General features: G+C 60.1%; 23 protein-coding genes and 1 tRNA gene. 19 read left to right on the plus strand and 5 right to left on the minus strand.

From position 1 onward, the window contains the following. Positions 1-9: 9 nt before the first annotated feature. Together GRI58_RS03635 and GRI58_RS03640 are read left to right on the plus strand one after the other, a co-directional pair. Positions 10-2,169 carry a bifunctional DNA primase/polymerase gene (locus GRI58_RS03635; RefSeq protein ID WP_160752205.1) on the plus strand — a complete coding sequence of 720 codons (2,160 nt, stop codon included), beginning with the start codon at positions 10-12 and terminating at the stop codon, positions 2,167-2,169. Between the two features lie 224 nt (positions 2,170-2,393). Continuing rightward, positions 2,394-2,714: a hypothetical protein gene (locus GRI58_RS03640; protein WP_160752206.1), complete on the plus strand. Its 321-nt coding sequence runs from the start codon at positions 2,394-2,396 to the stop codon at positions 2,712-2,714. On the opposite strand, the gene GRI58_RS03645 is transcribed toward GRI58_RS03640, so the two are convergent. Continuing rightward, positions 2,711-3,286, minus strand: coding sequence for a recombinase family protein (locus GRI58_RS03645; protein WP_160752207.1), 576 nt, complete (start codon positions 3,284-3,286; stop codon positions 2,711-2,713). The two genes, GRI58_RS03640 and GRI58_RS03645, sit on opposite strands and share 4 nt — an antisense overlap. A 171-nt stretch (positions 3,287-3,457) precedes the next feature. On the opposite strand from GRI58_RS03645, the gene GRI58_RS03650 reads away from it, so the two are divergent. After that, entirely contained in the window at positions 3,458-3,943 is a 486-nt protein-coding gene (locus GRI58_RS03650; protein WP_160752208.1) for a hypothetical protein, read from the plus strand. A 2-nt stretch (positions 3,944-3,945) separates the two neighbouring features. On the opposite strand, the gene GRI58_RS03655 is transcribed toward GRI58_RS03650, so the two are convergent. Then, the gene (locus tag GRI58_RS03655; RefSeq protein WP_160752209.1) at positions 3,946-4,572 is read right to left on the minus strand and encodes a hypothetical protein; all 627 of its coding nucleotides are present in this window, start codon (positions 4,570-4,572) and stop codon (positions 3,946-3,948) included. A gap of 82 nt (positions 4,573-4,654) precedes the next feature. Here GRI58_RS03655 and GRI58_RS03660 point away from each other — a divergent pair, with 82 nt between their 5' ends. From GRI58_RS03660 to GRI58_RS03680, 6 genes are all read left to right on the plus strand, one after another. Beyond that, entirely contained in the window at positions 4,655-6,172 is a 1,518-nt protein-coding gene (locus GRI58_RS03660) for a terminase (protein ID WP_160752210.1), read from the plus strand. Between the two features lie 151 nt (positions 6,173-6,323). Then, entirely contained in the window at positions 6,324-7,073 is a 750-nt protein-coding gene (locus GRI58_RS03665; protein WP_160752211.1) for a hypothetical protein, read from the plus strand. Between the two features lie 129 nt (positions 7,074-7,202). After that, on the plus strand, positions 7,203-7,442 hold the full coding sequence (locus GRI58_RS15570) for a hypothetical protein (RefSeq protein ID WP_237452069.1): 240 nt from the start codon (positions 7,203-7,205) through the stop codon (positions 7,440-7,442). Between the two features lie 169 nt (positions 7,443-7,611). After that, the gene (locus GRI58_RS03670; protein WP_160752212.1) at positions 7,612-8,253 is read left to right on the plus strand and encodes a hypothetical protein; all 642 of its coding nucleotides are present in this window, start codon (positions 7,612-7,614) and stop codon (positions 8,251-8,253) included. Next, positions 8,253-8,519 (plus strand): hypothetical protein, encoded by a 267-nt coding sequence (locus GRI58_RS03675; RefSeq protein ID WP_160752213.1) that lies wholly within the window; start codon positions 8,253-8,255, stop codon positions 8,517-8,519. Before GRI58_RS03670 ends, GRI58_RS03675 begins: the two co-directional genes overlap by 1 nt. Before the next feature lie 190 nt (positions 8,520-8,709). Beyond that, positions 8,710-9,210: a hypothetical protein gene (locus tag GRI58_RS03680; RefSeq protein ID WP_237452070.1), complete on the plus strand. Its 501-nt coding sequence runs from the start codon at positions 8,710-8,712 to the stop codon at positions 9,208-9,210. A 1,443-nt stretch (positions 9,211-10,653) separates the two neighbouring features. Here the strand turns inward: GRI58_RS03680 and GRI58_RS03685 are convergent. Beyond that, a tRNA-Thr gene (locus GRI58_RS03685) sits at positions 10,654-10,728 on the minus strand. Positions 10,729-10,841: 113 nt separating this feature from the next. Between GRI58_RS03685 and GRI58_RS15385 the strand changes: the two genes are divergently transcribed. From GRI58_RS15385 to GRI58_RS03725, 9 genes are read left to right on the plus strand one after another with little or no spacing between them, the layout of a single operon-like run. Next, positions 10,842-11,000 (plus strand): hypothetical protein, encoded by a 159-nt coding sequence (locus GRI58_RS15385; protein ID WP_202386768.1) that lies wholly within the window; start codon positions 10,842-10,844, stop codon positions 10,998-11,000. Positions 11,001-11,035: 35 nt separating this feature from the next. Continuing rightward, positions 11,036-11,725 (plus strand): 2,3-diphosphoglycerate-dependent phosphoglycerate mutase, encoded by a 690-nt coding sequence (gene gpmA / locus GRI58_RS03690; RefSeq protein ID WP_160752215.1) that lies wholly within the window; start codon positions 11,036-11,038, stop codon positions 11,723-11,725. A gap of 3 nt (positions 11,726-11,728) precedes the next feature. Then, positions 11,729-12,211 carry a 5-(carboxyamino)imidazole ribonucleotide mutase gene (gene purE, locus GRI58_RS03695; RefSeq protein ID WP_160752216.1) on the plus strand — a complete coding sequence of 161 codons (483 nt, stop codon included), beginning with the start codon at positions 11,729-11,731 and terminating at the stop codon, positions 12,209-12,211. Beyond that, positions 12,211-13,269, plus strand: a complete 1,059-nt coding sequence (locus tag GRI58_RS03700; RefSeq protein ID WP_160752217.1) for a 5-(carboxyamino)imidazole ribonucleotide synthase — start codon at positions 12,211-12,213, stop codon at positions 13,267-13,269. The genes purE and GRI58_RS03700 overlap by 1 nt, the downstream gene beginning before the upstream one ends. Beyond that, positions 13,266-13,754 carry a dihydrofolate reductase gene (locus GRI58_RS03705; protein ID WP_160752218.1) on the plus strand — a complete coding sequence of 163 codons (489 nt, stop codon included), beginning with the start codon at positions 13,266-13,268 and terminating at the stop codon, positions 13,752-13,754. Before GRI58_RS03700 ends, GRI58_RS03705 begins: the two co-directional genes overlap by 4 nt. Then, positions 13,751-14,680: a bifunctional riboflavin kinase/FAD synthetase gene (locus GRI58_RS03710; protein ID WP_160752219.1), complete on the plus strand. Its 930-nt coding sequence runs from the start codon at positions 13,751-13,753 to the stop codon at positions 14,678-14,680. Before GRI58_RS03705 ends, GRI58_RS03710 begins: the two co-directional genes overlap by 4 nt. Positions 14,681-14,722: 42 nt before the next feature. Then, complete coding sequence (locus GRI58_RS03715) at positions 14,723-17,743, plus strand: isoleucine--tRNA ligase (RefSeq protein ID WP_160752220.1); 3,021 nt, start codon at positions 14,723-14,725, stop codon at positions 17,741-17,743. After that, positions 17,740-18,279, plus strand: a complete 540-nt coding sequence (gene lspA, locus GRI58_RS03720) for a signal peptidase II (RefSeq protein WP_160752221.1) — start codon at positions 17,740-17,742, stop codon at positions 18,277-18,279. Before GRI58_RS03715 ends, lspA begins: the two co-directional genes overlap by 4 nt. After that, the gene (locus GRI58_RS03725; protein WP_160752222.1) at positions 18,276-18,695 is read left to right on the plus strand and encodes a DUF3035 domain-containing protein; all 420 of its coding nucleotides are present in this window, start codon (positions 18,276-18,278) and stop codon (positions 18,693-18,695) included. The genes lspA and GRI58_RS03725 overlap by 4 nt, the downstream gene beginning before the upstream one ends. 54 nt (positions 18,696-18,749) lie before the next feature. On the opposite strand, the gene GRI58_RS03730 is transcribed toward GRI58_RS03725, so the two are convergent. Beyond that, on the minus strand, positions 18,750-20,075 hold the full coding sequence (locus tag GRI58_RS03730; protein WP_160752223.1) for a CNNM domain-containing protein: 1,326 nt from the start codon (positions 20,073-20,075) through the stop codon (positions 18,750-18,752). A gap of 167 nt (positions 20,076-20,242) precedes the next feature. Between GRI58_RS03730 and GRI58_RS03735 the strand changes: the two genes are divergently transcribed. Beyond that, positions 20,243-20,941 carry a YiaD family glycine zipper/OmpA-like lipoprotein gene (locus GRI58_RS03735; protein ID WP_160752224.1) on the plus strand — a complete coding sequence of 233 codons (699 nt, stop codon included), beginning with the start codon at positions 20,243-20,245 and terminating at the stop codon, positions 20,939-20,941. Between the two features lie 91 nt (positions 20,942-21,032). On the opposite strand, the gene GRI58_RS03740 is transcribed toward GRI58_RS03735, so the two are convergent. Beyond that, entirely contained in the window at positions 21,033-21,815 is a 783-nt protein-coding gene (locus tag GRI58_RS03740; protein WP_160752225.1) for a 3'(2'),5'-bisphosphate nucleotidase CysQ, read from the minus strand. Between the last annotated feature and the right edge of the window lie 14 nt (positions 21,816-21,829).

Genomic DNA, 21,829 nt, shown 5'->3' on the forward strand with positions numbered 1-21,829 from the left:
GAGCCGTCAATGCTCGACGAAGCGCTAGGGTACGCAGCCAAGGGATTGCCGGTATTTCCCTGCAATCCAGCGACGAAACGGCCAAGGGTCGAAGGCGGACTACACAGTGCCACCACCGACGCCGAGCAAATCAAGGCATGGTGGGGTCGTTGGCCTAATGCAATGATCGGTATGCCGACTGGCAAGCGAACAGGATTCTGGGCTCTCGACGTTGATGATCCTGCCGCATTTGAAGCTGGTTGTGGGCTCGAACTTCCCGGGACAAGGCGATGCAACACCGGCAAAGGCTATCATCTGCTCTTCAAGTATGATCCTTATCGCGAGGTCCGCAATCAACAGCGCGGCGCAAAGGATGGCCCTTGGCCGATGCCAGAACTTCCCGGGGCGGAAGTGCGCGGGGAAGGTGGATACGTTATTGTGCCCCCATCGCTGCATCCTAACGGCAAGCGATATCGGTGGCATGACGACGCTACGGTGACCGATCCGCCCAGCGCGTTACTGTCAATTGTGCGAGGTAAGCGCAAGCAACGGGAGGCTGGCTATCCGGCGAACGATCTACCGTCTTTTCGGGAGCGAGACGGGTCTGACCGGTCGTATGGTCTTTCGGCATTGAAAAGCGAGTGTGAAGCCATCCGCAATGCTGGCGATGGCGAGCAGGAAGGCACCCTTAACGCGGCAGCGCTGAAAATCGGTGCCTTGGTCGCCGGGGGCGAGATCAGCCCTGTGACCGCTCGGGAGAAATTGATGGAAGCCGCCATGAACATGGCTTCGTTCGATCCGCGCAATCCGTGGACGGGTGAAATTCTTAGCCGCAAAGTAGACAGGGGTCTTGCAGATGGGGCCGCATCTCCACGATCGGCTAGGAAGCGCGGAGTAGGTCTTGATGATTTCCGCGCTTATATGCCGCAACATTCGTACATCTTCGCTCCGACTGGGGAGCTGTGGCCTGCGTCTAGCGTCAATTCTCGGATTCCGCCGGTCAAGGTGACTGGGGCAGACGGGGAGCCGTTACCCGACAAGAAGGGCGATGCCAGGGAAATCAAAGCATCCGCGTGGCTGGATGAGAATCATCCCGTCGAGCAGATGACTTGGATACCCGGCAAAGCGCAGGTCGTTGCTGACAAGCTGGTATCCGATGGCGGTTGGCGCGACCGCCCCGGCTGCAACGTGTTCAATCTCTATCGACCTCCGGTCGAGCGGATTGGCGATGCCGGACTAGCTGGGCCGTGGATTGAGCACTTGCGCCGAGTTTATCCCGAGGATGCCGATCATCTTATTCGGTGGTTCGCGCAACGTGTGCAGCGACCGTGGGAGAAGATCAATCATGCGCTCGTCCTGGGGGGCTCACAAGGCATCGGAAAGGATACAATCCTTGAGCCGGTCAAAGAGGCGATTGGCCCTTGGAACTTCGCCGAAGTTTCGCCTCAGCATATGCTCGGACGGTTCAACGGATTCGTGAAATCGGTGATTTTGCGTGTCAGCGAGGCGCGCGATCTGGGAGAGGTTGATCGCTTTGCATTCTACGATCACATGAAAACGTACACTGCTGCGCCGCCAGACGTGCTGCGTGTCGATGAAAAGCACCTTAGAGAATATTCAGTCTTCAACGTGTGCGGTGTGATCATCACATCAAACCATAAGACTGATGGTATCTATTTGCCCACTGATGACCGGAGGCATTACGTCGCATGGTCAACGCTAAGCCGAGAGAGCTTTGAGGCCGACTACTGGCAAAGGCTCTATGGCTGGTTCGCAAATGGCGGAACCGGACACGTTGCTGCGTATCTTCGCGAATTTGACCTTACCGATTTCGATCCCAAATCGCCGCCCCCTCAGACGACGGCATTCTGGGATATCGTGTCGGCCAATCAAGCACCCGAAGATGCTGAGCTAGCGGATGCCCTGGAGATGCTTAGTTGGCCGAACGCTGTGACTGTAGCCAGCATTGCCAGCGTGTCGCCCCCAGGTTTCGCGGATTGGTTGACGGACCGACGAAACAGCAGGCGCATTCCGCACCGTCTCGAACAATGCGGATACGTTCCGGTGCGTAATGATACCGCCAATGATGGACTGTTCAAGATCGGCGGGAAACGGTGCGTAGTTTATGCTCGCCACAACCTCGGCTTGAGAGATCAGATCGCCTCTGTCGAGGCCCTCATTCGTCGGTGAAGTCAGTGAAGTCAGTGATCTGCCATTGCAGCCCTTTTAGCTACACTCAATCAAAACAGCCTCTTAAAAATGGCAAAGCGTGTGCGCGTGAGGAGAATTGGAGCGCAATGTAAAATCACTGACTTCACTGACCAGACTGATCGGGAGCATGGCGAAGGACCGCGATTCAATCAGACCGACCCACGCCGCTAAGGCTTGTTCTCAAGCTTCAAGGGATTGGATGGGTGACATTCGTAAAGGGAACTAGCGGGAATCCGGGTGGAAGGCCCAAGGTCAAGCTGGCCGATGGTCGGACGCTGACAGACTTGGCTCGTGACCATACTGAGAAAGCGGTGACGGCCCTGGTTGCCGTACTGGACAGCGCGGAGGCAACGGATTCCGCAAGAGTGTCTGCCGCGACAGCCATCCTCGATCGCGGTTGGGGACGCCCTCGCCAAGATGTCGGTATCGAGATGAAGTCCGACGAAGCGATGGCTTCGCTACTGGAGGCCGCGCGAAAGCGGGCGATTGAGGCTAAGGCTGTGCCGGAGTTGCCTGCGAGCTAAGCTGCGCAGTAGCGGCTTACAGTGGCGGTCGACACTTTGAAGTGCTTAGCAGTTTCAGAAATGCTGGCCTGATTAGCCTTTCGCCATGCAGCGACCTCTGCAGCGTTTGCTGCAACGGGCCTGCCCATGCTCACCTTGCCCCTGTGCGTCTTGCCTGTAGCCCTTAAGGACGCTCTGGCAGCTTCTCTGCCCGCCTCAGTGCGTTCGGCGATCCTTTGGCGCTCCATATCTGCAACCTGCGCAAGCACAGCCAGAACAAGCTCCCCCACGCCTTTGCCGATTGGGCCAAGCCCATGAATGTCGACAGTCACGCCAGCATTGATCAAACGGCGAACTGTGGCCTGTACGTCCAAGGCATCGCGCCCTAGCCGGTCGACGGCATAGACGCAGACAGTATCGCCCTCGCGAACGTATTCCAGTAAACTCGAAAAGCCGGGGCGAGTAGCGGCGACCGTAGCACCGCTAATTCCCTCATCCCTGAACTCGCGATCAAACTGACCGCCCATGGCGCTTCGCTGTGCTTCAATGGACTGATCTGCGGTACTGACGCGATAGTATGCAATGCGGCTCATGCCTGCCTCCATCAAAAGATAGGCAACCTTATGAGACTATATCAAAAATGCGTCAAGCTATCATTTGAGGCATAATTGCAGGGTTAAATCACCCTCTATCAAAAGGACAAACTTTTGATGCACCGCAGTTTGCCGTGAGGTGGCCCTTGTGCATGCTGCACACGATAGGCCATGATAACGCTGAAAATTCGGGGGGATATTATGCGCTGGCCGATAATAGTGATGATAGGGCTGATGTCGCAACCGGCCTTTGCTCAAGCAGACTTATTACTGATCTGCAAAGGCAACATGCGGGGTATGTTTAAGGATCGCCGCGTGGGTGCGGTTGTTGCCGACAATGATGGTCACGCCGCCACCGGTGGAGCGTCAAGCTCACGTTATTCCGATATTCCCACCACCGCCATGTTCGAGCTGACGAATGGGAAGGCTCGGCTTAATCTTCCGCAGCCACCAACATGTGCAATTTGCGTAGGGGAAAAGGGCTGGCGCGAGGTCAAAGACTTGAGAATTGAACCCGACCGGATTTCAGGGCGCATCCACTATGGTATGTTGTCCGGGACTGAGTTCGAGATTGATCGGCGCACCGGTATCATGACCTCCAAGAATGGCTTTACGGGCACCTGTGAAAAGCAGGACGCAACAAAGACAAGGTTCTGATTCTACCCCCTGAGCACAGGCAGGCACTTACCCTCAATTGTTTCAATAGCGGATCTTGCGGCAACGCTAATATCATCTTCGCCCTCGCCGATCCTGCCCCAAATTTCTTTCCTAAGCTTAACGGCGAAGTCCGGGTCTGCCTCCACATCTTGAGAATAAAGATCTAAGCTTACGCGAATTTTCCATCTGCAATGGAGTAGGCTTTGAAGCGCTTTCTCCAGGTCGTCATCAAAAAGCGCTTTGGCCAAAGGAAGGACTTCCGTCACTTCGTCCCAAGCTTCCTCCGTAGATCGGATGCGTCGAATGATGGCCTGACAGGTGGCGAAGCGCTCCTTCTTGTCTTCCGCAATAAGCTGCCAGCCATCGTCGGCCTCTAGTTCTCTGCGCGCGCGCTCGAACTCAATCCCATGTACGAGTGGGCTCCTGATCTGATCGATCGCCTCTTTGGCATTGTAGGTGGCAGCCAATGTTCGCTCTGCATGGTCAAAGCGCCTCTCTTCAATCTTCTTGGTGCGCCATTTATCTACGGTTTCAGCAGCCTTCCACGCTGCAAAAGCAACAGCGCCAGCGCCTGCTAACGAGCCCCATCCAGAGAGCATTTGGCCGGTTGCGGCCCAGTCGATCGGCATAGGGTGGTCCTCCCTTCCGAACGAGACAGACCGGATTTTCTGTAGCGATTCAACCCCACAGTAGACGCGCCAATATGCGCGCATGACGCCAGACAAGTTCCGCGCCGCCGTAATCGCCGATCTCGGACGATTTACCCATGACCCTCTCGGCTTCGTCCTGTGGGCCTTTCCTTGGGGTGTAGAAGGCACATCGCTAGAGGATGAAGATGGCCCGGATGAATGGCAGCGCGAGCAGCTAACCGCGATTGGGGAGCGACTGCGCGAAGATCCTCACACTCCGATCAAGGACGCAACTGCGAGCGGTCACGGCATTGGTAAGTCGACTGAGGTTGCCTGGCTGATCCTCTGGTCGACCATGACCCACGAAAACACGCGCGGCGTCGTTACTGCCAACACGGAAAGCCAGCTTAGATCGAAGACGTGGCCGGAAGTGGCGAAATGGTACGGGCTGCTGCAGTTCGATGTTCTGCGCGAGATGTTCCGACTGGAAGCAACGTCACTGCACGCAACGGAACCGGGGCGTGAGCGCACATGGCGCTTCGATGCGATCCCATGGTCCGAACGCAACCCGGAAGCCTTCGCAGGGCTCCACAATGCCGGGAAGCGTATCGTCCTGCTGTTCGATGAGGCTTCCTCCATCATCGATGCGATCTGGGACACTGCCAGCGGTGCCCTGACCGATGCCGGGACTGAAATCCTGTGGTTCGCCTACGGCAACCCTACCCGCAACACTGGGCGGTTTCATTCCGCGATTGTCGGTCGTCATCGCACGGAATGGCAGCATCGCATGATCGATGGCCGGGACGTGAAGCGGACCAACAAGGCCCAGCTTCAGGCGTGGATCGAAACCTATGGCGAGGATTCGGATTTTGTTCGTGTTCGCGTGAAAGGGCAGTTTCCGCGCGCTGGCTCAACTCAGTTCATTGGTTCCGATCTGGTGCAGGCGGCGAGAAAGCGCGATGTCCCCGAACTGTTGTCCGAACCGCTTATCTTCGGCGTGGACTGCGCCCGGTTCGGGGGCGATCACTCGACGCTGGCCATGCGGCGCGGTCGTGATGCGCGGTCGCTGGAATGGCGGCGCTGGTACGATCTGGATGCCATGACGCTTGCGGGCGATATCGCGCTGGAAGCGAAGCGCTGGCACCCTCAGGCGGTATTCGTCGACGCTGGCAACATTGGTGCGGCGGTTATCGATCGATTGCGCCAACTTGGGGTGCAGAACGTTTTTGAAGTCTGGTTCGGCGGCAAAGGTCGCGAGGCAACCTGGGCGGGACAGGTGCGCGTCAAAACCAAGAACAAGCGCGCGGAAATGTGGACCACCATGCGAGCATGGCTGGCAACGGGCGCAATACCGGATAGCGATGATCTGGAAGCCGATCTGACGGCGCCTGAGTACGGCTATGCTGCCGATCAGGTATCGATCCAGCTTGAGAGCAAGAAGGACATGCGGGCTCGCGGTATGCCATCACCGGACGATGCTGACGCGCTTGCCTGTACGTTTGCTGAGCCGGTCCTGCCGATTGACGATGCCTCGTTCTACAATCCGACCGAGTGGGGCGTAGTGAAGGAATATGACCGGTACGCCGAGCTGGACTTGTGAGCGCCTGATCTGAGTGGCGCACGCCAACAACTGCAATCAGTGACGTTTTATTTTCCCAAGAGTCTGTTCTTAATATCTTAATATTGACTTTTAGCCTTGACGAAGGAACCCTGCGCTAGCTGCTCGCAAGAGTAGTGAAATAGGGGGTCATATGAAACGTCTAGTAAAAATTGCGGTCGCTTGTGCGCTTTTCGGTTCGTCGACAGCAGGCCACGCAGCCAAATTTAAGTTCGATCTTGACGCAGAGCCAGGTCAACATTCTCGGATGGATCACGGGATGAAGGCAATTGACTCAGACGAAGCAAAATCGAGCGTAAGGTTGTTTGAGACGGAAGGCACGGTCAAGAAACGTGGCACTCTGATGCTTTATGCACTCAACGCTGGAAGTGAACCGGTCAACCTCGGCGTTGAAAACGTCACAATGGAAACATCTAGTGGCGAACCTATCGAGATGATCAGCTATGAGCGTCTCGTCAAAGAGGAAAAGAAGCGTCGTGCATGGGCAGCAGTTGCCGCAGGTCTGAGCGCTATGAGCAACAGTTTGGCAGCATCGAACGCTGGCTACACCAACGGAACAGTTTCAGCTTATGGCTCAGGTGGATGGGCGACTGGCACGTATTCGGGTTACAACGGCGGGCAAGCTTACGCCGCCCAATCAATTGCAAATGCTCAGAATCAAGCCAACTTCCAACGTCTTGCCGAAACGAATGCGGCGGCCATGCAAGCGCTGCGAGTAAATTTGCGCACCACCACCATTGATCCCGGCAACTCCTTCGGTGGCCAAGTTATGTACGAATTGCCGAAAGATGTTCGCAGCTCAAAAGAGCCTGTCACGATCCTCATTCACGTGAAGATCGGGGATGAGATGCATGACTTTTTGGCACATCTCGTTCGGCAATAGCAGCTTAGGTGCTATTCGGCTTACCGAGGCCGCGAGCGAAGGGCAGCATTTCTGGATTTATTTTCCGAAAGCCGACATTCCGCTAACGACAACATTGCGGTCATAAGCCCTTCGCGGTAGCATCTTGAGATGAGCATAGTTCCGCAAATCATGCTGTGGGTTTTTATTGCGGCGTGGTGTGTTGCGGCGGTTGCTCACATCTACGCGACTAGGTTCTTCATTCCCCGCTGGGCCGCTGGTTTTAGGAAGCGCGAGGGCCACGAGGGATACGGGCGAAAAATACTCTTCGGTTATGGAATTTTCCTCGCTGCGATTGCGGTCGCATTCGTGGCTGGCGGTATCGCGGAACTCGCAGGTGGATGGGGCTAAGTCAGCTTTCCCCAACACACTGGACATTCGGCGTCCGCGCGAAGCTTCCTGAGAGCGGTCGTTCGTTCAGATCGGAATTTGTCCACCCGGCCTAACCAGCAGCGATTCAAACCACCACTTGCGCACCATAAAACCCTCCTGACGGATCAACCCCAAGGAGGTCGCCGCTATGACTACGCTTACCCGCGCTTCGTTCGAGAAGCGCCACGCTGAGCTTGAAGAGGCCGAACGCCTCGCAGATGATGCGCTGAAACAGGCGGCATTCGCAGAGACAACCGGCACCGGCTCAGCCGAAGAAACCGCCAATGCTCGCAAGCATCGTGACGCAATCCGCGAACAGCGCGAAACGCTGCGCCTTGCCTTCGATGAAAGCGAGAAGCACGCTGGCGAGAAGCGCGATAAGGCGCGCGCCAAGGCATATGCCGAACTGCAATCTGAAATCGACGATCAGCTAGCAGAGCGGCGCCATCTCGTCGCAACGATCATCGAACTTGCGGACAATCTCGGCAAAGCCCTGATCGAGCACGATGCGATCCGGGACCGGATCAATCGCAAGGTCAACGCCTACAACAAGGAATTTGGAGTCAATCGCGGGCTCGGTGCTCTCGACGGCTTCCAGCGTGCCCTGAACTTCGGGCACACCATGGGCGTTTTGGTCGGCCACCAGCTCGATCTGCATGGCATCCACTCCATGACCATTTCCGGCGATCGTCATTCGATGCGCGGCGAAGATCCGCTGACAATCGAAACGCGCGCTGCTGACGCTGTGAAAGCCCAGGTCGAAATGCTCGCTCCCAAGGGAGACGCGTGATGGCAACGCACGAAATTCTGGTCCCCATCCTTCATCCCGATGGCTCCATCCAACGGGCCGGGGCCGAGATCGATTATGACGGCGAGCCAAACTGGAAACTTGCACCGCTCGATCCCAAGGCAAAGGCTGCATGGGAGCGCACTATTGCTGACCCTGAGCGGGTCGACCGCGAATTGTCACGCGTGCCACTCTCGCAACGCTTCCACGAAGGTTCGCGCGCTCAGGCTGAGTACATGGCTGCACTTAAGGCGGCGGCTTATTCGTGATGCGCGCGCCCCAATTTGATCCCGCTGCGGTTATGCCGAGCCGCTACACATCCAGCACGCTCGACAATGGCCCTCGCGCCGCGCCGCGTCTGCCATCCGGTTTATCGCCGCGTGAGGCAGCGAACTTTCTCTATCTGCTGAAAGGAGGCCTTTGATGTGCGGCCCAGCCTTACCCCTTGTCGCTGCAGGCATGTCGATGCTTGGAACCGGCGTATCCGCGCTGCAGGCGAACGCACAGGCGAACTACCAAGCGCAGATTGCCGACCGCAATGCGGCGATGGAACGCGAGGCTGCGCAGCAGGAAATCGCCAACACGCAGCAAGAGGCTCTGGCGCACTATCGCAAGGTGGCGGCGCTGAAAGGTCAGCAGCGTGTGGCGGCTGCGGCTAATGGCGTGTCGCTCGACTTCGGAACTGCCGCCGATGTGCTTGCATCGACCGATCAACTGGCGCGCGAGGATACCAAGCGGATATACGAGACTGGCAACAATCGCCTGCGCTCGCGCGATATCAACGCTTCGAACTACACGGCGCAGGCTTCTGCCGACCGACAGGCCGGAACCGGCGCGCTGGTCAAGGGCGTGTTCGATATGGGCTCGACTGCATTGGGCGGTGTGCAGCAGTACGCCGCCCTCAAGGATGCTTACGGCAAGAAGCCGGTCAATTTGTTGACAGGGACGCCTTTCGGCTGATGGCCAGCGCTCAGTTATCCAATTGGGAAAAGACGGTCCTGGCCGAGATTGAGGCTGCGGCGCGCGATGGCGAGCCCTGTCCAACAAACCTAGATCTGGAAATGCTTATCGGCTGTAATTCGGGCTCGGTGGTGCCCACGATAGTAAAGCGGCTGGAGAAGCGCGGGTACATCCGTGTGAAGCGCTTTCAGCGGTCGCGGATCGTGGAAATTGTCGAGAGTGGAGACTGTACAGCTCGACGGTCAAACCAGCGTACGAACAGCGCTCATGTGCCGCGTGGGATGCGTTCTGGTGGTGGCGCGCCGACTGATCGCGCTAGGTATCGCGGATCGCTCAGGAAGGGTTGAGCCGCCAGTGGGCGGAATATTGGCAGGAGTGATTGTGGATAACCAAAGCGAGGAGGAATCTTTTTCAACTCCTCCTCGCTAACGATTCCCAATGCAAGAGCACTGGTCAGACTGCGCGATTTACAACGAACCCGCTAGCGAAGCGGGACCTTGCGATTGTCGAGGTCTAAATCTGCCAGTCGATGCGAGCCATCGCCCTGTCTCCCCTTCGATAACCATCTCTAGGAGCTTGGCTGCGCTGCTCAGTAAGGGAGAGAGAACTGGCCTCATTGGTGCTCATGAGCTTCCATCCGACGGACTTGCCACTCGAACTGCCACCAGCAACTTGCCAGACGCGCATGACGCGGTTCCCGGCCCTTGTAGTGCCAACAGCATGGACTTCGACTGTACGGCGGAATCCGTTGTAGGAGAGGAAAAGACAGACCCCAGCCTGTCCGGCGGTGATGGGAAGATCGTGTATCATAGCGATAACCTTTCAAGTCATCGCAACCGCCCTTGACCTTTGACCCATTCGGAGCAATCACACTCCTGCTATTTGGCTCATGCCCGCTGACGGTTGCTACAAAACCAAGGCGGTATGAATGGGGCCGAGTCGGAAGCTCGGCCCCTATTCATGTCATCGATTAAATGATCGCGCAGATTATGGTTAAAGGCGAGTCTCTTAGCCATCATTCGCCGGGGATAAATCCGCTTAAGAGCGGATAAACTCTAGCCGCAGCTCACCCGCATTCTGCTAATTTGGCGATCTTGCTGAAATCGCATACCCTCCGCGCTCAGGGGGAGAGAAACATGAAAGCCATACTAGCTGCTTTCGCGCTTGCTAGCGCTGGACTTATAGCCGGGCCTACACCTGTATGCGCAGCCGGTGGATGCTGCAAAGTATGCCACAAAGGCAAGGCATGCGGTGACAGCTGCATCTCGCGTGACAAGGAATGTCACAAAGGTAACGGTTGCGCCTGCGATGGCTAACGAATCAATGACTGCACCATGGAGACAGGGTTGCAATATCAGCCCTCGCTCGCTCCCTACAAGGCGCACCGACTTTCCGTACTTTTTCCGTACTGGGCGGGCCGAAGCCCTTTAAGTTATTGAAAAATGGTGCTGCTGGGGAGGATTGAACTCCCGGCCTCACCCTTACCAAGGGTGCGCTCTACCACTGAGCTACAGCAGCACGGGAAGCCCGCGCAAAAAGGGTGCGGGCAACGGGCGGGCGCTATTGTCGCGCAACGCCCCGATGTCAAGCAATGCTTGAGCCTTTCGTCATCTATCGCCAAGGCATTGCTGATGAGTGAAGGCACGAACAAGAATCTTTCACGCGAAGAGCGTCTGGCAGCAAAGCTGCGCGAAAACCTGCGGCGACGAAAGGCACAGTCTCGGGATATGGCGGGCCAGTTTGGCGAATCGCCTGCGGATACCCTTTCCAAGCCGGACAACGGCAGCTAACGCAGCTTGCTCCTGACCACCCTAGCGGAGCCACCATGTCCAAGCTGATCCTTTTGCGTCACGGCCAGAGCGAGTGGAACCTCGCCAATCGCTTCACCGGGTGGTGGGATGTCGACCTGACGGAAAAAGGTGTGGCCGAGGCCAGGGCCGCTGGCGATCTGCTGCGCGAACACGACCTGCTGCCGAGCGTGGCATTCACCTCGGTCCAGATCCGCGCGATCAAGACATTGCATCTCACGCTCGAACAGTGCGGGCGGCTGTGGATTCCCGAAACCAAGGACTGGCGCCTGAACGAACGCCATTATGGCGGGCTGACCGGGCTCAACAAGGATGAGATGCGCGAAAAGCATGGCGAGGAGCAGGTGCATATCTGGCGCCGCAGCTTCGACGTGCCGCCGCCGGACATGGAACAAGGCAGCGAATTCGATCTGTCGGACGATCCGCGCTATGCCGGGATCGCAGTGCCACGCACCGAGAGCCTGAAACTGACGATCGAGCGCGTTTTACCCTATTGGCAGAGCACGATCCTGCCCCAGCTTTCGTCTGGCGAGACAGTGATCGTGGCCGCGCACGGCAATTCGCTGCGCGCGCTGGTGAAGCATCTTTCCGGCATTTCGGACGATGAAATCACCGGTCTGGAAATTCCCACCGGCCAGCCGATCGTCTATGAGTTCGGCGAGAATTTGCGCCCCGCGCGCGAACGCTATTACCTCAAGGACGCCTGACACATGGCTGCGAAAGTCGCGATCATCATGGGCAGCCAGTCGGACTGGCCGACTATGCGCAAGGCCGCCGAAGTGCTTGAAGAGCTGGATGTCGAACACGAAGCGCGCATCGTTTCGGCCCATCGCACGCCCGACCGCATGGTCGCCTTTGCCAAAGGCGCCGCCGACGAAGGTTTTGCCGTCATTATCGCGGGCGCCGGTGGTGCAGCGCATTTGCCGGGAATGGTCGCCAGCATGACCCACCTTCCGGTGCTGGGCGTGCCGGTGCAATCGAAAGCGCTTTCGGGACAGGACAGTCTGCTGTCGATAGTACAGATGCCCGCCGGGGTGCCGGTCGGGACGCTGGCGATCGGCGAAGCCGGTGCCACCAATGCCGGATTGCTCGCCGCGAGCATTTTGTCGCTTGGCGACGATGATCTCGCCGAGCGGCTGACGACCTGGCGCGAGGCGCGCAGCGCCGCCGTGGCGGAGCGTCCCGAAAACTGATGCTGGCGCCTGGCAGCACGATCGGCATTCTGGGCGGCGGCCAGCTTGGCCGGATGATGGCGATATGTGCCGTCAACCTCGGCTATCGCTGCATCGGCTATGCGCCGGAAGGCGACAACGTCGCCGACCTCGTCTGCGCCGAATTCTTCTCCAATCGCTGGGACGATAGCGAAGCACTGGCCGACTTCGCGACGCGCTGTGACGTGGTAACGTGGGAGTTTGAGAATGTCCCCGTCTCCGTGCTCGGCACGTTCGACGCCAAATGCCTGCACCCGACGCGCATCGGGCTCGAAACAGCGCAGGACCGGCTGAAGGAAAAGCGTTTCGTCGAACAGCTCGGTGGGCGCCCCGCCCCCTATATGGCGATCGATACACGCGCCGATCTTGTCGGCGCGGTCGAACGGATCGGTGCGCCCGGCATCCTCAAGACCCGACGCGACGGTTACGATGGCAAGGGCCAGTGGCGGATCGCCTCCCCGCGCGATGTCGAAGCACTCCCCCCGCTCGCCCAGCCCGCGATTTACGAAGGGTTCGTCGAATTCGAAGCGGAATTCTCGGTCATCCTCGTGCGCGGACAGGACGGAGAGATCCGCTTCTGGGATTCGACCCGTAACGAGCACGACAGCGGCATCCTCGCACGCTCGCTTTTGCCCGCCGGCACGACAATCGAAGCGCAGGTCGAAGAAGCGCGCGCGCTGGCGCGGCAGGTGGCCGATGCGATGCGCTATGTCGGCGTGCTGACGCTCGAGTTCTTCGCCACCGCCAACGGTCCGGTGTTCAACGAAATGGCCCCGCGGGTGCACAATTCGGGGCACTGGACGATCGAGGGCGCGGCAACCAGCCAGTTCGAAAACCACATCCGGGCGGTCGCCGGATTGCCGCTGGGCGACACACGCACTGTCGCCACCCGCGTCGTGATGGAAAACCTTATCGGCAATCAGGTCGAAGGCGCGCAGCACACGCTCACCGACAGCGACGTTCACCTGCACCTCTATGGCAAGCGGTCGATCCGTGCGGGGCGCAAGATGGGCCATGTAACGCGGCTGGAGCGCGCGTGAGCGGCGAGGTGTTCGTCATCTATGCGCGCGCGGCCAATGGCGTGATCGGCAAGGACGGGCAACTTCCCTGGCACCTGCCCGCCGATCTCAAACGTTTCAAGCAGCTCACCATGGGCAAGCCGATGATCATGGGGCGCAAGACCTTCGAGAGCCTGCCCGGCCTGTTGCCCGGACGTCGCCATATCGTGCTGACCCGGAACCCGGGCTGGAACAGCGATGGTGCCGAAACCGTGAGCACGATCGATGGAGCCCTCGAATTGGCGGGCGAAGGGGATGTTGCGGTCATCGGCGGCGCGGCGATTTTCGCAGCCTTTTTGCCCCATGCAGGTCGGGTGGAGATCACCGAGATCCACGCCGACTATGACGGCGACGTGTTCATGCCCGAACTCGGGCAGCAATGGGCAGAAACCGCGCGCGTAGACCATCCCACCGACAATGGCCGCCCGGCCCATTCCTTCGTCACCTATCGCCAGGCAACGTCATGAGGTGGCTCGATCATCGTCTCCCGCTGCCCGATTCGCTGCGCGGGGCAGTGATCGCGCTCGGCAATTTCGACGGATTTCATCTCGGGCATCAGGCGGTGGCGAAGGAAGCGATAGACTGGGCGCGGGCCGAGGGCCGCCCGAGTATCATCGCCACTTTCGACCCCCACCCCGTGCGCTTCTTCAAGCCCGATGTGCCCCCTTTCCGCCTGACCACGCTCGAACAACGGCAGGAACTCTATCTCGCCGCTGGGGCGACCGCGATGCTGGTGTTCCATTTCGACGCCGAGCTTGCCAGCACCAGCGCGGAGGATTTCGTGAAAGTCATCCTGCATGAACGGCTCGGCGCGGCAGGCGTGGTGACGGGCGAGGATTTCACTTTCGGCAAGGGTCGCAGCGGCAACCGGCAGGTGCTCAGCCAGCTGGGCCGCGAAGTCGGGATCGAGACGCGCGCGGTACCGCCGGTAATGGACAATGGTGCGCCCATCTCCTCAAGCCGCGTGCGTGAGGCGTTGCGCCAAGGCGATCCGCAGGAAGCCGCACGCCTGCTTACCCGCCCGTTTGCGATTCGAGGCGTGGTCGAACATGGCGACAAGCGCGGACGGGAAATCGGCTATCCCACCGCCAATCTCTCGATCGAAAGTTACCTGCGCCCGCGTTACGGCATCTATGCCATCACCGGCCGCGTGCTTGCCACCGGGCAGGAGTTGCAAGGCGCGGCCAATATCGGCGTGCGCCCGCAGTTCGCACCACCCAAGGAATTGCTCGAACCCTATTTCTTCGATTTCTCCGGCGATCTTTACGGTCAGGAGATCGAAATTGCCTTCCACCATTTCCTGCGCGGCGAGGCGAAATTCGACAGCCTCGACGCCTTAACCGAGCAAATGGAGCGCGATTGCGTGGAAGCGCGGCGGTTGCTGGCCTCCTGAGGCCTTCCCTCAAGCGTGCGTTTGCTCTAGCGGCGGCCCCCTATGTCCGAAAAGCGCGACTATAAAGACACCGTCTTCCTGCCGAAGACCGAGTTCCCGATGAAAGCCGGCCTTCCGCAGAAGGAGCCGGGCATTCTGGCACATTGGCAGCAGGGCGATCTCTATCGCCAGCTGCGCGATGCCCGCAGCGGTCGCGAGAAGTTCATTCTCCACGACGGCCCGCCCTATGCCAATGGCGACATGCATATCGGCCATGCGCTGAACCATGTGCTGAAAGACATGGTCTGCCGCACGCAGAACGCGCTGGGCAAGGACGCGCCCTATGTGCCGGGCTGGGATTGCCACGGCCTCCCCATCGAATGGAAGGTGGAGGAACAGTACCGCAAGAAGAAACTCGACAAGAAGGCCGTCCCGCCGAAGGAATTCCGCGCCGAATGCCGCGCCTATGCCCAGAACTGGGTGGACGTGCAGCGCGAGCAGCTGAAGCGCCTCGGCATCATGGGCGATTGGGACAATCCCTACCTCACCATGGATTTCCAGGCCGAGGCGACAATCGTCGCCGAGCTGATGAAGTTCGCCGAAGCGGGCAATCTCTATCGCGGCTCGAAGCCGGTGATGTGGAGCCCGGTCGAGGAAACCGCGCTGGCCGAGGCCGAGGTGGAGTACGAGGATATCACCTCGACCCAGATCGACGTGGCTTTCGAGATCACCGAGAGCCCGATCCCAGAGCTGGTCGGCGCCCATGCGGTTATCTGGACGACCACGCCGTGGACGATTCCGGTCAATCAGGCGATCGCCTATGGGCCTGAAGTGGATTACACACTCTACGAGGTTTTCCCCGTGTTCGTGGGGGTTGAAGGCAATAGAGAAGCTTTTGACACTGCGCTTCGAAAAGTTTTCCCCCTCCACCAAACTAAAATTTTGATCTCGCAAGAGCTAGAATCGCAATTTCATGCGCGAATAACTGCTATACTTGGCAGCATTTTGGTCCCGGGGTTTGAAGGGGCGCAATTTGTTGATTTGCTTCTAGACGAAATGCCGCTCCCGTCAGTGCAAGCAGGTGGACCCTTTCCAATTGTCAAAGGCTCCGACCTCGCCGGAACCGTCGCCCGCCATCCGATGCACCATCTCGGCGGGTTCTACGCCAAGCCGCGCCCGTTCCTGCCGGGCGATTTCGTCACCACCGACAGCGGCACCGGCCTCGTCCATATGGCGCCCGATCATGGCGAGGACGATTTCGAGCTGTGCCGTGCCAACGGGATCGAGCCGCAATTCGCGGTAATGGGCAATGGCCTTTATCGTGACGACTGGCCATGGCTGGGCGGCAATGACGAGCGCCGTCGCAGCGTCATCAACAAGCCGTTCAATTCGCCCGAGGGCCCGATCTGTTCGGACCTGCGCGACGCAGGCGCGCTGCTCGCCGCGTCGGAGGATTACCAGCACTCCTATCCACATAGCTGGCGCAGCAAGGCGAAGATCATCTTCCGCTGCACACCGCAATGGTTCGTGCCGATGGACCAGCCGCTTGGCACCGGCGACTTCGAGGTTGCCCCCGGCAATCCCTTGGGCGCCGCGGTCGCACCCTTCGTCAGCCAGGATCATTCGACCCTGCGCCAGCGTGCAGTGCAGGCCATCGCCGATACCCGTTTCGTGCCCGAAAAGGGCCGCCGCCGCATCGGCTCGATGGTCGAAGGCCGCCCGGACTGGGTGCTCTCGCGCCAGCGCGCATGGGGCGTGCCGATCACACTGTTCGTGAAGAACGGCACGGGCGATTACCTGCAAGACCCAGCGGTCAACGCCCGCGTGGTCGCCGCGATCCGCGAGGAAGGCGTCGATGCGTGGGACGAAGCGCGCAAGGCGGAATATCTCGGGGCCGACTACAACCCTGGCGACTACGAAATGATCACCGACATCCTCGATGTCTGGTTCGATTCGGGTTCGACCCATGCCTTCGTGCTTGAGAGCGGCCGCTGGCCGGACCTCAAATGGCCGGCCGACCTCTATCTCGAAGGCAGCGACCAGCATCGCGGCTGGTTCCAGTCATCGCTCCTCGAAAGCTGTGCGACCCGCGGGCGCGCGCCGTTCGAAGCCGTCCTGACGCATGGCTTCACCATGGCGAGCGACGGGCGCAAGATGTCGAAAAGCCTCGGCAACACCATCGATCCGCTCAAGGTCATGGAGCAGTATGGTGCCGACATCATCCGCCTGTGGGCGCTGAGTGTCGACTTCACCGAGGATCACCGCATCGGCGATGAAATCCTGAAAGGCGTTGCCGACCAGTATCGCAAGCTGCGCAATACCTTCCGCTACCTGCTCGGCGCGCTCGACGGGTTTGAGTGGGAGAGCGAGCATGTCGAAACCACCGACATGCCCGAGCTGGAGCGCTATATGCTCAGCCAGCTTTGGCAACTCGACCACACTCTGCGAGACGCCATCGCGGCTTTCGACTTTAACGAATATACCCGCGCGCTGATCGAATTCTGCAACGAGGATCTCAGCGCCTTCTTCTTCGATATCCGCAAGGACCGGCTCTATTGCGATGCGCCGGACGGGGTGGAGCGCCGCGCCTATCGCACCGTGCTCGACATATTGTTCCAGTCGCTGATCCGCTATGCCGCGCCGGTGCTGGTGTTTACCGCCGAAGAGGTGTGGGGCACGCGCTTCCCCGACAAGGGCAGTGTGCATTTGCTCGAATGGCATCCGTTGCCGAATGACTGGTCCGACAACGCGCTGGCCACACGTTTTGACACGCTCAAGGCCCTGCGCGAGGAAGTGACCGAAGCCATCGAACCGCTGCGCCGCGACAAGACAATCCGCTCAAGCCTTGAAGCGGACATCACAGTGCCTGCGGGCGCAGTGCCGGAAGGGTTCAGCGATGAAGATCTCGCCGAATTGTTCATCACCGCGTCAGTCGCACGCGGGCAGGGCGACGGTGTGACCGTATCGCGCACCACCGACCACAAATGCGGCCGCTGCTGGCGCCTCCTGCCCGAAGTGGCGGAGGATGGCGATCTGTGCGGGCGCTGCGAGAGCGTAGTCGCGGGTATGGAGCAGGGCGCATGAGCCCCGTCGCACGCTATCGCGCCTTGGGAATGGCCCTCGCGCTGGCCGTCTTCCTGATCGATCAGGGCGTGAAATACTGGGTCACCGGCCCGCTCGGTATCAATCAGGTCGGCGATGTCCTGCCGCTCCTACCGATCTTCGCCCTGCGTTTCACCCAGAATTTCGGCGTGTCGCTGGGCATGTTCACTGCTTCCAGCGATGCACAGAGGTGGATGCTGGTGGGCGTTACCGCGCTGATCGCGCTGGTCGTGACCGTGTGGCTCGCGCGTGAGCGCAAGCTGGGCGAAATCGTCGCGCTGGCGCTGATCCTCGGCGGGGCGCTGGGCAATATCCGCGACCGGGTGCAACTCGGCTATGTTGTCGACTATGCCGACCTGCACTTTGGTACCTTCCGCCCGTTCCTGATCTTCAACATCGCCGATGCGGCAATCAGCATCGGCGTCGTCATTATCCTTGCGCGCGCCATCTTCCTGCGCGACAAGCCCGACCAGCACACACACGACAGGCCCGACGAGGCCCCGGAGACCTTTCGATGACCAAGACTTTCTCACTTGCCCTCGTTGGTAGCTGTGCGCTGCTGCTGAGCGGCTGCGCCAGCGGCGGATTGCTGCATGGCGGCAGCCCGGACGAATTCGCCGTGCAACGCGAAGCGCCGCTGATCGTACCGCCCGATTTCAATCTCGCTCCACCTGCGCCCGGCGCGCCGCAGCCTGCGCAGGGCACTGCCTCGCAGGAAGCGTTGGAAGCGTTATTCGGCGGCCCCGCTCGCCGCAGCACTGTCGAAACCAGCGCCCTGGATCAGGCCGGAACGGCAGAGCCGGGCATCCGCTCCGAAGTCGGCGATCCGGAAACCCATGCCGTGGCCAAGGGTACGGTGACGCGCGATATCCTCGCCGCCCCGGCGGGCGCAGGCGGTGCGGCGCAAGCGGTTATCCCAGCTACTGGCAGTTGATTCGGTGCGGGCCTATTCGCCCGGCGAACTGCGACAATCCCTGAAACGGGGGCGCTAAACGGCGTCCTCGCCTGGCGCATGCCCGGTCTCGATCGGCGTGACCAGCAGCTTGTCGATCCGGCGCCCATCCATGTCGACAACCTCGAACCGCCAGCCCTGCTCCTCGAATGTTTCGCCCTCTTCGGGCAGCTTCTTGAGCACCTCGAGCGCAAATCCTGCGGCGGTCGCGAAATCGCGGTCCGCGCCGTAATCGAGGTCCAGCCGGTCGGCCAGCGCATCGGCAGACAGAGCCCCCGAGACCAGATAACCGCCATCCTCGCGCTCGATGACATAGGGCGCCTCGCCGTGTTCCTGATCGCTGACGAAATCGCCGACCAGCGCGGTGAGCACGTCCACCGGCGTCACGATACCATCCAGATGGCCATATTCGTCGTGCACCATGGCCATGCCCACTTCGGCTTGCTGGAGTACACGCAGCGCATCCACCGCGTCGAGCTGATCAGGGACGACTTCCGCCTTGCGCATCAGCTGCGACAAATCCGTGCTGCGTCCGGCCACCATCGCGGCAAGCAGTTCGCGCACCTTGACCACGCCCAGCACCTTGTCGGGTGAACCGTCCGCGACCGGCATCAGCGAGTGCGAGCTGGATTCGATCGCGGCGCGGATCGCCGTTTGGTCGGCTGAGATATCGATCCAGTCGAGCTGGTTGCGAGGTGTCATCACCTCGCGCACCGGACGCTCGGCCAGCCGGACCACGCCGGCAAGCATCTGGTGCTGTTCCTGCTCGATAACACCACTGCGAGTCGCCTCGGCGAACAGCATATGCAGCTCTTCCGCATTGATCGACGCCTGTCCCGCGGGTCGCACACCCAGCAAGCGAATCAATAGGCCCGAAGACGTATCGAGCAGCCACACGAGCGGCGCGGCTACGCGCGCCATGAGTGCCATCGGGCGCGCCATGATGATCGCGATCGGGACGGCTGCGCGCAGCGCCACCTGTTTGGGCACCAGCTCGCCGACCACCAAGCTCAGATAGGTGGTCACCGCGATCACTAGAACGAAGCCCGCTTCTTGCACATAGGCGGTAGGAAAGCCGATCAGAGCCAGCCTGTCGGCCATCGGCCCGCCGAGGCTCGCCCCTGAATAGGCACCGGCAACAATGCCGATAAGGGTTATGCCGATCTGCACGGTCGACAGGAATTTCCCAGGATTGGCAGCGAGCGACAGTGCGATGCGCGCCCCGCCCGCACCGCGCTTCGCCGCCGCGCGCAGCCGTGCCGTACGCGCGGACACGATCGCCAGCTCCGACATGGCGAAGATGCCGTTGAGCACGATGAGCCCGGCGATAATGACGCAGTCTGTCCAGGGAAACGGTTGCACAGTCGCGCTGGCTAGCACAAAATTCGCTCGAAACCAGCCATAGCGGCCACCGTGTTCTGGAACGGAATTCAGTTCAGAAGAGTTATAGTGCTCGACGCGGGTCGGGCGCGTAGGCTTGAGGCTGTCACTTGGCCCCAGCACAAATCCGTTTCGGAGGAGGAAATACCATGAAAACACCTCGCATTCTTGTCGCCGCCGTAGCATCGGTTTCACTCATCAGCCTCAGCGGCTGTGTCACCGATCCCAACACCGGCCAGCAGAAAATTTCTCGCACCGCGCTTGGCGGCGTCGGCGGCGCACTTGCCGGCGGCCTGCTCGGCGGTGTGATCGGCGGCAAGACCGGCCGGATCATCGGTGCGGTGGCTGGCGGCGCAGCAGGCGGGTATGTCGGTTACCGAATGGACAACCAGATCAAGCAGCTCAAGGAAGGCACCGCGGGTAGCGGCGTCGATGTTAGCGAGACTGATGGCGGCCAGGCGATTCTCGTCAACCTTCCTGATGGCGTGACCTTCTCCACGGGCAGTTCGGCGATCAGCCCCGGCTTCCAGCAATTGCTCGATCGCGTTGCCAACAGCCTGACGCAGTATCCGGACAGTCTGGTCGACGTTTATGGCTATACCGACACGGTCGGCTCAGCCTCGTCCAACCAGGTCCTGTCCGAACAGCGTGCTCAGGCTGTGGCAAATTACCTCATCAGCCGCGGGGTCAACTCCTCGCGCATTCGCTCGATGGGCTTTGGCGAAACCCGGCTGAAGGTGCAAACCGGTGACAACGTGAACGAGCCGCTCAACCGCCGGGTGGAGATCAAGATCATTCCGTTTACCCAGCAGGACGTTCAGGCAGCCCAGCGAGCTCAGGGTAACTGATCACGAAAATCCGCGCGCATCATAACGCGCATTGGGTCATACGAGGGAGCCGCTTTTTCGAGTGGCTCCCTTTTTCATCTGCCTTTCGATTCTATCCGGCTGCCATCCTCGCTGCGCGGTCGGATAATCGCTCCACCGCTGCTGCATGAATGGCCGGCGCGCATACCAGCACGCCAAAAGCACGGGGATCGCGCTTGTTGAACGCCAGCGTGTTGCCGAAAGCGTCGCTCACCGCCGCACCGGCTTCGCGCGCGATCAGCGTGGCGGCGGCGACATCCCATTCCCAGCCCCAGCGCAACGTTGCGAGCAGGTCGGCGCGGTCGTCGGCGACCATTGCGATGCGCAGCGCGATCGAATTCGGCTTTTCAACCGCGACAAGGTCGGCATCCTCCTTTGTCAGGGCGTCAGTGGGAACGCGCGAGCCGGACAGTTGTTCGCGGCGCGATGCCGTGATGGCTTTGCCATTGAGCGTCGCGCCCTTGCCGGCCACAGCTTGCCACACCTCGCCCCGCGCGGGCGCGGCCAGCACTCCGATCAGGGGTCGCCCTGCGCTCACGAGCGCGACCGAGACCGTCCAGCCGCTCCGCCCACGGAGAAAGTCGCGCGTGCCGTCGATCGGATCGACGAGCCACACCAGATCGCCCCCAAGCCGGGTGGGCGCATCTGCGGTTTCCTCCGACAACCAGCCTGCCGAGGGCAACAGGCGGCCCAGTTCGCGCTTGAGAAACGCATCGACCGCGAGATCCGCGTCGCACACCGGCGAGCCCTTGTCTTTCTCCCAACTCGCAACGTCATGACCCGCTCCCGGCCACATGCCATGGGCGATACGTCCCGCTTCGGAGACGATGGAAAGAAGGCGGTCACTGTCGATCATGCAAGCGAAGCTTT

The organism is Qipengyuania algicida (genome assembly GCF_009828025.1).
GTDB classification, from domain to species: domain Bacteria; phylum Pseudomonadota; class Alphaproteobacteria; order Sphingomonadales; family Sphingomonadaceae; genus Qipengyuania; species Qipengyuania algicida.